The organism is Bradyrhizobium paxllaeri (assembly GCF_001693515.2).
Taxonomy (GTDB): domain Bacteria; phylum Pseudomonadota; class Alphaproteobacteria; order Rhizobiales; family Xanthobacteraceae; genus Bradyrhizobium; species Bradyrhizobium paxllaeri.
The window spans coordinates 4,287,812-4,299,614 of record NZ_CP042968.1 but is presented as its reverse complement, the minus strand read 5'-3'; the positions used below and the strand labels follow the sequence as shown (position 1 = coordinate 4,299,614).

Annotated in this window: 11 protein-coding genes; 6 read left to right on the top strand and 5 right to left on the bottom strand. The window is 63.4% G+C overall.

The features are described 5' to 3' along the window. The first annotated feature begins 126 nt into the window (after positions 1-126). The gene (locus tag LMTR21_RS20540) at positions 127-1,308 is read left to right on the top strand and encodes a bifunctional 2-C-methyl-D-erythritol 4-phosphate cytidylyltransferase/2-C-methyl-D-erythritol 2,4-cyclodiphosphate synthase (RefSeq protein ID WP_065756164.1); all 1,182 of its coding nucleotides are present in this window, start codon (positions 127-129) and stop codon (positions 1,306-1,308) included. A gap of 1 nt (position 1,309) precedes the next feature. Continuing rightward, positions 1,310-1,912 (top strand): CinA family protein, encoded by a 603-nt coding sequence (locus LMTR21_RS20535; protein ID WP_065756165.1) that lies wholly within the window; start codon positions 1,310-1,312, stop codon positions 1,910-1,912. A gap of 4 nt (positions 1,913-1,916) precedes the next feature. Here the strand turns inward: LMTR21_RS20535 and LMTR21_RS20530 are convergent, their stop codons facing one another. Both LMTR21_RS20530 and LMTR21_RS20525 read right to left on the bottom strand, forming a co-directional pair. Then, positions 1,917-3,590, bottom strand: coding sequence for a thiamine pyrophosphate-binding protein (locus LMTR21_RS20530; RefSeq protein WP_141688622.1), 1,674 nt, complete (start codon positions 3,588-3,590; stop codon positions 1,917-1,919). A 101-nt stretch (positions 3,591-3,691) separates the two neighbouring features. Next, entirely contained in the window at positions 3,692-4,609 is a 918-nt protein-coding gene (locus tag LMTR21_RS20525; RefSeq protein ID WP_065756167.1) for an NAD(P)-dependent oxidoreductase, read from the bottom strand. A 221-nt stretch (positions 4,610-4,830) separates the two neighbouring features. Between LMTR21_RS20525 and LMTR21_RS20520 the strand changes: the two genes are divergently transcribed. After that, a complete protein-coding gene (locus LMTR21_RS20520) occupies positions 4,831-5,562 on the top strand; it encodes a FadR/GntR family transcriptional regulator (RefSeq protein WP_187399150.1) in 732 nt (243 codons plus the stop codon). On the opposite strand, the gene LMTR21_RS20515 is transcribed toward LMTR21_RS20520, so the two are convergent. Genes LMTR21_RS20515 through lipA form a run of 3 tightly spaced genes read right to left on the bottom strand, consistent with a single transcriptional unit; the run spans position 5,559 to position 7,549 of the window. After that, complete coding sequence (locus LMTR21_RS20515; protein ID WP_065756169.1) at positions 5,559-6,035, bottom strand: type II toxin-antitoxin system RatA family toxin; 477 nt, start codon at positions 6,033-6,035, stop codon at positions 5,559-5,561. The two genes, LMTR21_RS20520 and LMTR21_RS20515, sit on opposite strands and share 4 nt — an antisense overlap. Next, positions 6,035-6,574: a P-loop NTPase family protein gene (locus LMTR21_RS20510; RefSeq protein ID WP_065756170.1), complete on the bottom strand. Its 540-nt coding sequence runs from the start codon at positions 6,572-6,574 to the stop codon at positions 6,035-6,037. Before LMTR21_RS20510 ends, LMTR21_RS20515 begins: the two co-directional genes overlap by 1 nt. Positions 6,575-6,589: 15 nt before the next feature. Further along, positions 6,590-7,549: a lipoyl synthase gene (gene lipA, locus LMTR21_RS20505; RefSeq protein ID WP_065756171.1), complete on the bottom strand. Its 960-nt coding sequence runs from the start codon at positions 7,547-7,549 to the stop codon at positions 6,590-6,592. Between the two features lie 134 nt (positions 7,550-7,683). Between lipA and LMTR21_RS20500 the strand changes: the two genes are divergently transcribed. From LMTR21_RS20500 to LMTR21_RS20495, 3 genes are all read left to right on the top strand, one after another. After that, the gene (locus LMTR21_RS20500; protein ID WP_065756172.1) at positions 7,684-8,289 is read left to right on the top strand and encodes a DNA-3-methyladenine glycosylase; all 606 of its coding nucleotides are present in this window, start codon (positions 7,684-7,686) and stop codon (positions 8,287-8,289) included. Positions 8,290-8,942: 653 nt separating this feature from the next. Then, positions 8,943-9,107 (top strand): hypothetical protein, encoded by a 165-nt coding sequence (locus LMTR21_RS40135; RefSeq protein ID WP_187399149.1) that lies wholly within the window; start codon positions 8,943-8,945, stop codon positions 9,105-9,107. Positions 9,108-9,388: 281 nt separating this feature from the next. Beyond that, positions 9,389-11,692, top strand: a complete 2,304-nt coding sequence (locus tag LMTR21_RS20495; protein ID WP_065756173.1) for a glycoside hydrolase family 113 — start codon at positions 9,389-9,391, stop codon at positions 11,690-11,692. Positions 11,693-11,803: the final 111 nt, after the last annotated feature.

The following is an 11,803-nucleotide window of genomic DNA, read 5'->3' as shown; positions in this document are numbered from 1 at the left end:
TGCAACAAAAACCGCTTTTCCCACAGGTGATGGGAATCACTCTGTTTTCCGTATTCGGCGTGGTAAGGCCTGTGCGCCAGCGCCGACCCCCTCCTCAACCCCGATTCGTTCGTATTTTGAGTCCAGATGCCCAGACCTGAGCGTACCGCAGCCATTCTCGTCGCAGCCGGGCGCGGGCTTCGCGCCGGTGCCGGGGGACCGAAGCAATATCGCGAGATAGGCGGGCAGACGGTCATCTATCGTGCCATGGCTGCATTTAGCCAGCACCCCGATGTCTTTGCCATCCAGCCGGTCGTAAATCCTGATGACGCCGCCATATTCAACGCGGCCGTCGCGGGACTGCGTCACCAGCCTCCGGCCAATGGCGGCGCAACCCGTCAGGCTTCGGTGCATGCGGGGCTCGAGGCGCTGGCGGCGGAAAAGCCCGACATCGTCCTGATCCATGACGCCGCGCGGCCCTTCGTGTCGCCTGCGGTGATTTCGCGGGCGATCGATGCCGCCGGCCGCACCGGTGCGGCGGTGCCTGCGATATCAGTCACAGACACGATCAAACAGGTGAGCGATACCGGCGACGTCGAGGCAACGCCCGACCGCGCCCGCTTGCGAATCGCGCAAACGCCGCAGGCGTTTCGCTTCGATGTGATTCTCGATGCCCATCGCCGCGCCGCGCGCGACGGCCGCGGCGATTTCACCGACGACGCGGCGCTCGCGGAGTGGGTGGGATTGACGGTAGCGACATTTGAAGGCGATCCTGCAAACATGAAACTGACAACGCCAGAAGATTTCGTCCGCGAGGAAGCCCGCCTCGCCGCCCAGCTCGGCGACATCAGGACCGGCACCGGCTATGACGTGCACGCCTTCGGCGACGGCGATCACCTGATGCTGTGCGGCGTACGGGTGCCGCACACCCGCGGCTTCCTTGCCCATTCCGACGGCGATGTCGGCCTGCACGCGCTGGTCGACGCCATCCTCGGCGCGCTGGCGGACGGCGATATCGGCTCGCACTTTCCGCCGAGCGATCCGCAGTGGAAGGGCGCCGCGTCCGACAAGTTCCTGAAGTACGCCGTCGACCGCGTCACCGCGCGCGGCGGCCGCATCGCCAATCTCGAGGTCACCATGATCTGCGAGCGCCCGAAGATCGGGCCGCTGCGCGACGTCATGCGCGCCCGCATCGCCGAGATCACCGGGCTCAATATTTCCCGTGTTGCGGTGAAGGCAACGACCAGCGAACGGCTTGGCTTTACCGGCCGCGAGGAAGGCATCGCCGCTACCGCATGCGCCACCATCCGCTTGCCCTGGAGCGAATAGCATGAGCGGCAGCGACGCCCGCGCCCTCGCCCGCTCGCTGCTCGATTTGTGCCGGATGCGAAAGCTGATGATCGCCACGGCGGAATCCTGCACGGGCGGCCTGGTCGCCGGCGCGCTTACCGATATTCCCGGCTCTTCGGATGTGATCGACCGCGCTTTCGTCACCTATTCCAACGACGCCAAGCGCGCGATGCTCGGCGTCAAGGCCTCGACGCTGACGACCTTTGGCGCGGTCAGCAAGGAGACCGCAACCGCCATGGCGGTCGGCGCGCTGGAAAAGGCCGGCGTCGATCTCGCGGTATCCATCACCGGCATTGCGGGTCCGGGCGGTGCCACGCCGGGCAAGCCGGTCGGCCTCGTGCATTTCGCCGTGGCCTCGCGCGACGGCAAGATTCTGCACCGCGAATTCCGTTTTGGAGCCATCGGCCGCACCACCGTGCGCCAGCGCTCCGTGGTGGAGGCGTTGCGGATGCTGATGGAACTGGCGCGCGGACCACAGCCGCCGGTCAAGCCGCGACGCCAGACGATGAGCCGGTTGCGTCCGCGGATCGCGCGAACGCCGCGGCGCAGCGCCGTCAAGCGACGCCGGCCGACGCGGACCTGACCGATCAGGCCTGCGCAGCCAAAGCCTTGGCGCGCGTCTCGCTCAGCGAAGCTACCGGTGTCAACGCCTCCGGGCTGATCGAAAGTTCGATGATGGCCGGAAGCCCGCTTGCCACGGCTTCGTCGAACGCACGCGCGAAGTCCTCGGTCCGCTCGACATGCGCGCCAAAGCCGCCGCAGGCGCGCGCCAGCGCCGCGAAGTCAGGGTTGGCGAGATCGGTGCCGGAGACGCGGCCGGGATAGGTCCGCTCCTGGTGCATGCGGATGGTGCCGTACATGCCGTTGTTGCAGACGATCACGATCAGCGACAGCCGGTTTTCGACCGCTGTCATGAACTCCAGCCCGGTCATCTGGAAGCAGCCGTCGCCGGCGAAGGCGATCACGGTGCGCTCGGGATGCTGCAGCTTGGCGGCAACGGCTGCGGGCAGACCGTAGCCCATCGAGCCCGAGGTCGGCGCCAGCTCGGTGCGAAATTGCCGATAGCGCCAGAACCGATGCACCCAGACGGCATAATTGCCGGCGCCATTGCAGATGATGGTGTCATGGGGCAAGCGATCGCTTAAGCCCCGCACCACCTGCGAAAGCTGCACCTCGCCCGGCGAGCGCGTCGGCTCGGCGAAACCGAGATAGTCGGCATGCGCCGCCTTGACGTAGTCGGCGCGCGAGCGATGTTTCGGCTCCAACCGCTTGATCGCGGCGGCAAAAGCCGCGCTACTCGCGACCACGCCGAGCGTCGGCGAATAGACGCGGCCGATCTCTTCCGGGTCGGGATAGACGTGAACCAGCGGCTGCCTTGGCTTCGGAATATCGAATAGCGTGTAGCCGCCTGTTGTGGCCTCCCCTAGCCTTGCGCCAAGCGCGATCACGAGATCGCTGGTGCGGACCCGCTCGGCAATCTTTGCGTCGAGACCGATGCCGATATGACCGCCATAGCAGGGGTGCAGATTGTCGAAATAGTCCTGGCACCTGAACGAGACCCCGACCGGGACCTCGTGCGCAGCAGCAAACGCCTCGAGGTCGCGGCGGGCCTGATCGCTCCATCCGCCGCCGCCGACGATCAGGAACGGCTTCTTCGCCTCCGACAGCAGCGCTTGGAACTGCCGCAAGGCGCCGTCATCGGGCGCGACCGGAATCGGATTGTAGGGCGGCGCATCCGGCACCTCGGCGGTGTCGGTGAGCATGTCCTCGGGCAGCGCCAGCACGACCGGACCGGGACGGCCCGAGGTCGCGGTGAAGAAAGCGCGCGAGATAAATTCGGGTATCCGCCGCGCATCGTCAATCTGCGCGACCCACTTCGCCATCGGCCCGAACATCAGGCGGTAGTCGATTTCCTGAAACGCTTCGCGCTCCATCATGTCGCGCCCGACCTGGCCAAGGAGCAGGATCAGCGGGGTCGAGTCCTGGAACGCGACATGGACGCCGGCGGACGCATTGGTGGCGCCGGGGCCGCGGGTGGCGAACACGATGCCGGGCTTTCCCGTCAACTTGCCATAGGCGTCCGCCATCATGGCAGCGCCGCCCTCCTGGCGCGCGTTGATGAACCGCACCCGCTGGCTCTGGTACATGCCGTCGAGGGCGGCCAGGAAGCTTTCGCCGGGCACGCCGAACACGGTATCGGCGCCGTGCAAGGCCAATTGCTCGATCAGAATATGGCCACCGGTTCGAAGATTTGCGTCCATCAGTTCGCCCTTCCGTTGCGGGATTTACGGATTTGGACCCGGCTTAAAGAATGGCGTCGGCACCAGCAACCGGTTTCCTGCAAGATCTGATATGCCGCGGGTCATGTTCCTTGCTGGTCTTTCGGCCCTACCCGCGCCTCAACGCCGGTCACGGCTTCATACGCCTTGATGACGGCAGTGCAGGACTCGCCGTCGTGCCCCAACAGCGCCGCCTGCCGGTAGGTCTGATGCACGGCCTCAGCCATGAACCCGGGCAGGCCCGCCTCCTCCAGCCAGCGCGCGTAGTAGCGGACATCCTTGCGCGCGTTCGCCAGCGACATCAGCGGGGTGAAGTCGCCTTCGAGCGTTGCCTGGCCATAAAGATCGAGCATGCCGCTCTTGCCGCCGGCGGCCGAGATAATGCCGATCACTTGCGACAGATCGAGCCCCTCCTTTGCGGCAAGAGCAAAGCCCTCGCACCACGTCGCCACGTTCGCGAAAGCGATATAGTTGTGAATGAGTTTGAGGCGGATGGCGTGCCCCAAGGGGCCGATGTGGAAGACGTTTTCGGCATAGAGCTCGAAATAGGGCCTGAGGTCGTCGAGCAGGTCGCGCTCGCCGCCGAACAGCACGTTGACCTTGCCGGCGTCAGCATGTTTCGGCGTCCGCGTCATCGGCGCTTCGGCGTAACGCCCGCCGGCCGCACGCACCATCCGATCGAGCTTCGCAACCATCTGCGGGCTGCCGGTGGTGTGATCGACGATGATGAAGCCGGGCGTGGAACCGGCGAGCAGCCCGTCGCGACACATCATCAGCGCCTCGACGTCCTCAGCTTCATTGACGCAAATCATGACGATGCGGCAATTGTCGCGGATTTGCTGAACACCGCTGGCGGCGGTCGCGCCGAACGATTGGGCAACGGCAACAGCAGCCGGGTTGAGATCGTAGGCGGTCACGGCCACGCCCTTGGCGACGAGGTTCTTCACCAAACCTCGTCCCATTCCACCGAGGCCGATAAAGCCAACGCGTTCGAATGTCATCTCCGGCCTTCCCTGTAATTTTGGCGCTCTTTTGAAATTTTTTTTGCATTGGCGTGTGGGCGCATCACCGCGCACCGCTAGCTTTTTTCATCGGGCTACCATGTCGGCGAGCTGTCTGACAACCTGATAGTTCTTTGCCCCGATTGTTCGATTTCGATATCCCTTCGGGCTGGCGTGTCCCATACTGTTCGGATCAACGTCATCAGGGCAGGATGATCAATTTGAAAGTAAAATCGCTTGAACGGAGTCCTTCATTACCGGAGGAGATCGTCGCCAGCCTGACCGGCGCCCTGCACGCGGGCGAGCTTCGGCCAGGCGACCGCTTGCCGTCCGAACAGGCGCTGGCGAACGAGTTCGGGGTTGCGCGCACCGTGGTCCGCGAAGCGATCTCGCAGCTCAAGTATGACGGCGTCGTCCAGAGCCGCGTCGGCGTCGGGGCCTTCATCGCCCAGCCGCAGGAGCGGACGGCGTTTCGGATCAGCCCTGAGTGTTTCCAGAAGCGCAAGGAGCTGTTGAAGCTGCTGCGCCTGCGCAACGGCGTCGTCATCGAGGTCGCGGCGGACGCGGCGGTCGCGCGCTCCAACCGGGACGTTGTCCGCATGGAGGCCATCCTCAAGCAGATGCGCGAGGCGATCAGCGACCGCGAGCGCGGCGCCGAGCGCCATTTCGAGGCCGAGCGCCAGCTGATCCACACCATCGCCAAGGTGGCGGACAATGAGCACGCCCTCAACTTCATCATGATGATCGACGGCCAGATCGCCGAGAAGCTGCGATCGGTCGCGGTCAAAAACACCAAGGCCACCGAGCTCGCTACCGTTGCGATCGAGGAGCAGGCCCGCCTGGTCGAGGCGATCAAGCGCGGCGATCCCACCGCGGCGCGGGACAAGGCTCGCAAGCATTACGATAACGCCGCGCGCCGCCTGGCCGATCGCGCCGACCTTGCGGATGTTTAGCCGGTAGCAGGCCCCGCCCCCGCCTTGCCGTAAACCGCATCCGCGCGCTTCTCGAACGCGGCGGCAAAGCGCTGGAACGCGGCGTCGAACATCGTTCCCATCAGCATCGCCAGCATCCGGCTTTTGAATTCGTAGGACAGGAAGAATCCGACATCGCAGTCGGTTTCCGATCTCGGCTCGAACGTCCAGCGGTTTTCCAGATTGCTGAACGGGCCCTTCAGGTATTCGACCATGATCTTCAGGTTCGCCCGGTCCAGCGTCACCCGGCTGGTGAAGGATTCCCGCACCAGCTTGAACGACACGGTCATGTCGGCCACCACGATTTCAGTGCCGTCCGGCCTCGCCGTGCGCTGACGGATCCGCAGCGACTGGCACAGCGGCACGAATTCCGGATAGCGCTCGACATCGGCGACCAGGTCGAACATCTGCGTCGCGGTGTGATGAACCCGGCGCTTGCTGGAGAAGCGCGGCATCAGTGAATACTCGTTTGACTGCGCTTGAGCGCAATCTGGTTCAGATAGTCGTCCGCCTGCATCCGGTCGGTGAAGCAGACGAGCGATTGATCGGCGCGCAAACCTTGAAAATAGTCGAGAAGCTTCGGCCGCTGTTGCCGGCGATAGGTCCAGACGTAACGGAAGAACTCGAAGTCGATCCTCTCGGGGCAGCCTTCAGCCATCTCCGGGCGGACTTGGCCATAACTGCCGGCGATCCGCCGCATGATGCCGAGCATGCAGCTCCGGCGCGGCAGGTCGAACCAGATCACGGTGTCGCTGATCTCGCGGCGCAGTTCGCCCGCGCCGCTGCTGGTGTAATTGTCGTCGATGACCCATTGCGGCTTACGCATGACCTCTACCACGCGCTGCCCGAACTCCGCATTATCTGAGGCGACCCAGCCGGGTTTCCAGTACAGCGCGTCCAGCGAGACGAAGGGAATGCCGGTCATATCCGACAGCCGCCGCGCAAATGTCGATTTGCCGGACCCCGACGATCCCATCACGAGAACACGTTGCATTGGTTCAATCCGAGGCTAGCGGCCCCGCGCGATGCGCGCCGCCTGCAACTTGGCAAAATCCTCGCCGGCATGGTGCGACGAACGGGTCAGCGGGCTCGCCGACACCATCAGAAACCCCTTGGTGTAGGCGACCTTCTCGTAGCCCGCGAATTCATCCGGCGTGACGTAGCGCATGACAGCGTGATGCTTGCGCGTCGGCTGCAGATACTGCCCGATGGTGAGAAAATCGACATCCGCCGAGCGCAGATCGTCCATCACCTGCAGCACCTCGTGGCGCTCCTCGCCAAGGCCGACCATGATGCCTGACTTGGTGAAGATGGTCGGGTCGATCTCCTTGACCCGCTGCAACAGCCGGATCGAATGGAAGTAGCGCGCACCCGGCCGAACGGTGAGATAACGCGCCGGCACGGTTTCCAGATTGTGGTTGAACACGTCGGGCTTTGCCGCCGCGACCACTTCGAGCGCGCCCTCCTTGCGGAGGAAATCTGGCGTGAGGATTTCGATCGTCGTGGTCGGGCAGCGCGCGCGAATGGCGCGAATGGTCTGCGCAAAATGCTCGGCGCCGCCATCGCCGAGATCGTCGCGATCGACCGATGTCACGACCACATGGGTCAGGCCGAGCTTGAAGGTCGCTTCCGCCACATGTTCCGGCTCATTGGCGTCGAGCGCGCTGGGCATGCCGGTCTTGACGTTGCAGAACGCGCACGCCCGCGTGCAGGTGTCCCCCATGATCATGAAGGTGGCGTGCTTCTTGTCCCAGCACTCGCCGATATTCGGGCAGCCGGCCTCCTCGCACACCGTGACGAGGCCGTTCTCCTTGACGATCTTCCTTGTATCGGCATAGCCGCGGGTGTTCGGCGCCCGCACCCGGATCCAGTCCGGCTTCGGCGGCGACAGCGCATCCGGCCGGTTCACCTTTTCGGGGTGACGCGGGCGCACCTGGTTGGTGGAGACGGTATCGACGAGGACGACCATGTTAAGTCCAGAAATGACGAGAATACCTAGCTAATCCGTGTCGCGGGCGCCTGCAACCGCCACTCGCGAAACCTGGCAGATCGTGCAAGATAATGACGAATTTCACCCCTTCCGCGAACGATTCTCACCTGAAAATGGCTCAAAGCCCGAAGCCGGCCGACGGCGCCGCCCCCCGACTCGGCAAGCCGCTGAAACGCTCGTTCTTCGGCCGCAGCGTCCACGAGGTGGCGCCGGACCTGATCGGCGCCACACTTCTGGTTGGCGGCGTCGGAGGCATCATCACCGAGGTCGAGGCCTATCATCACACCGACCCGGCCGCGCATTCCTTCAACGGACCGACGCCGCGCAACCGGGTGATGTTCGGCCCGCCAGGCTTTGCCTATGTCTACCGTTCCTACGGCATCCACTGGTGCGTGAACTTCGTCTGCGAGGCGGAAGGCTCGGCCAGCGCCGTCCTGATCCGCGCGCTTGAGCCGACGCATGGCCTGCCTGCGATGCGCCGCCGCCGCGGCCTGCAGGAGGCCCGCGCGCTGTGCTCGGGGCCTGGCAAGCTGTGCGAGGCGCTCGGCATCACGATCAAGCATAATGAGTTGCCGCTCGACACGCCGCCGTTCGCGCTGCATGCGCGGGTCGGCAAGGCGGAGACCATTTCCGGCGTGCGGATCGGCATCACAAAAGCGGTCGATCTGCCGTGGCGCTACGGGCTGAAGGGATCGAAGTTTCTGAGCAAGCGGTTTTGACAAAGCCGTTTCTCTTTCATTCGTCATTGCGAGCGAAGCGAAGCAATCCATGTCGCCGAGCAAAGAAAGAGTGGATTGCTTCGCTGCGCTCGCAATGACGGTGGATACAGTTTCGCGCTCTCGCGACGTAATCCGCCCGAGGTTTGCATCTGATGCCCTCGTCAAGATGAGAGGGCGCAGGGAATGCCGGGTGCTTGCCGCACCCGCGGTCCCGTGTGCAAATGCACTTAAGGAAATGCGCACACGAGCATACAGGTACAGCCGGAGCAGCCCGGCATTCCCTGCGCAGTGGGTTTACGGCTTATGCCGTGTTCTCCCCGGAGCCGAATTCCTCTGGCCTCCGTCGCCGGCAGATTGGCGGTTCGTCGAAACCCGGTCGGGCTTCGAAAAACCTCCGCCGGCTTGACACCAGCCACGGGTGCCAGGACCACACGGTTTTGCCGTACGCAGCTTCCTTCGCCAAAGACATCGACCAGCCAAGTGCTTGCCGGCCGAAGCTCCGACGGAGGCGTTAAAGCGCCGTACGTCCTGCGCGTTGTGTTCACTCACGGATAGCCGCCCTGCGAACACCTCTCGCGCCCGACGCTGCCGCGTCCACCGCAACCCGTCCCAACGTTCGTGACGATGGCCAACGCCCCTCTTCTCGGGACGGGATGGCGCAATTTGTAGGCGTGATTTGGGTCTTGCGCGAAGCGGTTTATTTTTCCGCGCACCACTGGACGGGGCAAATCAGCTTGAAGTTGCAGGAGAAAATCGCGCATTGGCGCAGCGTCCAAATGCGCGGCATCCGTAGCGATCCAGGGATCAACCCAAATTGAGCGCACCGGAGTCCGAGTAACCCGCATGAGCGGAGCGACATGCCGAACAAACCAGCCGCCGCACTGGCAGTTCCTTCAACAATCGCAACAACGACTCAATCCTGTCACGACACACCCACGGTGCGCGCGTATCTGTGGCGCGCTGCTTTGCCGTGCGCGAGTCGAGTGCCCAGAAACTGGGCCGCGTTGAAAACGCGGGAACACGCAAGACTACTGAGTTTGCGGAACCAATGGGCTCATCAGGCAGCAAATAGAAACTGAAGAAGAAAAGGAGCTGCACGATGGCGGGCGTATTTTCGGTCCAGGGATTCGGCTTTCTATCGAACTATAACGGCGCCTTTGTCACCAATGCTGCCTTGTCCGCGATGCGGGCGATAGAAGCGACAAACGCCAATTCGATTTCGTTGGCGCCCCGCATCTTCATGCAGACGGGAACGTCGAACGACATCATCGTCCATCCCGACAAGACCGAGAGCGACGCCAACATTGCAACAGCGATTGCCAATGCCCACGCGCTCGGCCTCGACGTCATGCTCAAGCCGATGCTCACCGGTCTCGACGGAACCAATCAGGGCAAGCTGGCGCCAAGCGACCCCGCCGCCTTCTTCGCCTCATACAAGGCTGCGATCGTCCATTTCGCGACCATCGCCGAGCAATCCGGCGTCGAGTCGTTCTCGATCGGCAATGAACTCGCCAAGCTCACCGGATCGCAGTTCCGGAGCTACTGGATCGACATCATCGATTCCGTGCGCGAGGTATACCACGGCACCATCACCTACTCCGCCGCGACCGACGAAGCCATCAACGTCAGCTTCTGGGACAAGGTCGACGAGATCGGCATCAATGCCTATCCACCGCTGACGACGAGCCTCGATCCCTCGGTCGATCAGATGATATCAGCGTGGAAATCGATGCCGACGGACAATTACTGGGCGGCCGTGATGGATCACATGTCGCCGGTCGATTTCTTCCATTCGCTCGCCGTCAAGTACGACAAGCCGGTCTTGTTCACGGAAACCGGTTTCCGCAGCGTCGACGGCACCAACATCAGTCCGGGCGGCTGGGGCGGCACCACGCAGGACCTGCAGGAGCAGTATGACGCGTTCGACGCGTTCTTTCAGGTGTGGGGTTCCGAAGGCGGCAGCTGGTTCAAGGGCGCTCAGATCTGGAACTGGGACGCCAACAACCTGTATTCGCCGACAGGCTACTCGCCGATGGGCAAGCCGGCAGAGCAACTGATCACCGAGTGGTATGGCGGACAGCACCAGCCGCCGGCCCTCACCAACCCAGGCTCGCCATCGGCCGATCTCATCGATGTCGGCGGCGGCGATGACACGCTATCAGGCGATATCGGCAACGACGTGATCAGGGGCGGCGCCGGCAACGACGCCATCGTCGGCGGCCCCGATGTGATTCCCAAACTCACGGAGACGATCGTCACCGTAACCGGCTACAGCCCCGTCATCGACGGCGTCGGGGCCGAGATGAAACTGCTGATCAACGGCCAGCAGATCGGCGATATCGTGGAATTTCACGCCGCGGCCGATCCCTCCGGATATCAGACCTACACCTTCCAGTTTCGCAACCCGGCGACGATCAGCAGTCTCGATATTGCTTTCATCAACGATGCGGTCAGTTCCGGCGGCGACCGCAACCTCTATATCAAGGACATCACCGTCAACGGCGAGCACCTTGCCGTCTCCGATGCCGTCAATCCCAGTTCGCCGGGAACCTGGAACCTCTATCAGAACAAGTCCATCCACTATGACATGACGGCTCGCCAGGACCTGTTCTTCGGCGCGTCGACCGATGATGACGACCTCGACGGAGGTGCAGGCAAGGATGCGATCAGCGGCGGTGCCGGGACGGACATGATCCAGGGCGGCGCAGGTAACGATACCATCAATGGCGGCCCCGGCGCGGATGCGATCCACGGTGGGGCTGATGACGACACGATCAATAGCGGCGCCGGCATCACTACGGCCACCGACCAACTCTATGGCGACGACGGCAACGACGTCGTCAAGGCCAACACCGGCGACACCGGCGCCCTGCTCGACGGCGGCGCCGGCAAGGACCAGCTCTATGGCAGCGGCGCAGCCAATGCCATGAATGGCGGTGACGGCAACGACTATCTATCCGGTGGCGGCGGACTCGATACGATGCACGGCAATGCCGGCGACGACCAGCTCAAGGGCGGGACCGCGGCAACCCAAATGTCCGGAGACGATGGCAATGACAGCTTCCAGGGCGGCACCGGCAGCGAGTTCCTGTATGGCGGCAGCGGCAACGACCGGCTGACCGGCGGCGGCGGAAACGATTATCTGGCTGGCGGGGCCGGCAATGACACGTTCGTCTTCGCCCCTGGCTTCGGCAACGACACCATTGCCGACTTCCAGAACACCGACGGCGTGCAGGACATCATTCAGTTCGACAAGACGGTGTTCGCCGACTTCAGCGCGCTCCAATCGCACATGGCCGAAGTTGGCACCAGCGTCGTGATCACGGTTGATGCCAACAACACCATCGAGATCAAGAACACGACATTGAGCCAAATCCACGCCAGCGATTTTCTGTTTGTCTGACCGGGACAGATGGCAGCACGTAACCCGCGTGAGCTCCGCGATATGCGGGACGACCGACCCCGGATGTCGCTTCCGCCTTCGCTCGTTGAGCTACGGCGGACAAGCCGCTCA

Coding starts and splice junctions, on each gene's coding strand:
- LMTR21_RS20535 (WP_065756165.1), top strand. CDS start 1,310: ATGAGCGGCAGCGACGCCCGCGCCCTCGCCCGCTCGCTGCTCGATTTG.
- LMTR21_RS20515 (WP_065756169.1), bottom strand. CDS start 6,035: ATGCCGCGCTTCTCCAGCAAGCGCCGGGTTCATCACACCGCGACGCAG.
- LMTR21_RS20510 (WP_065756170.1), bottom strand. CDS start 6,574: ATGCAACGTGTTCTCGTGATGGGATCGTCGGGGTCCGGCAAATCGACA.
- LMTR21_RS20530 (WP_141688622.1), bottom strand. CDS start 3,590: ATGGACGCAAATCTTCGAACCGGTGGCCATATTCTGATCGAGCAATTG.
- LMTR21_RS40135 (WP_187399149.1), top strand. CDS start 8,943: ATGGCGCAATTTGTAGGCGTGATTTGGGTCTTGCGCGAAGCGGTTTAT.
- LMTR21_RS20495 (WP_065756173.1), top strand. CDS start 9,389: ATGGCGGGCGTATTTTCGGTCCAGGGATTCGGCTTTCTATCGAACTAT.
- lipA (WP_065756171.1), bottom strand. CDS start 7,549: ATGGTCGTCCTCGTCGATACCGTCTCCACCAACCAGGTGCGCCCGCGT.
- LMTR21_RS20540 (WP_065756164.1), top strand. CDS start 127: ATGCCCAGACCTGAGCGTACCGCAGCCATTCTCGTCGCAGCCGGGCGC.
- LMTR21_RS20525 (WP_065756167.1), bottom strand. CDS start 4,609: ATGACATTCGAACGCGTTGGCTTTATCGGCCTCGGTGGAATGGGACGA.
- LMTR21_RS20500 (WP_065756172.1), top strand. CDS start 7,684: ATGGCTCAAAGCCCGAAGCCGGCCGACGGCGCCGCCCCCCGACTCGGC.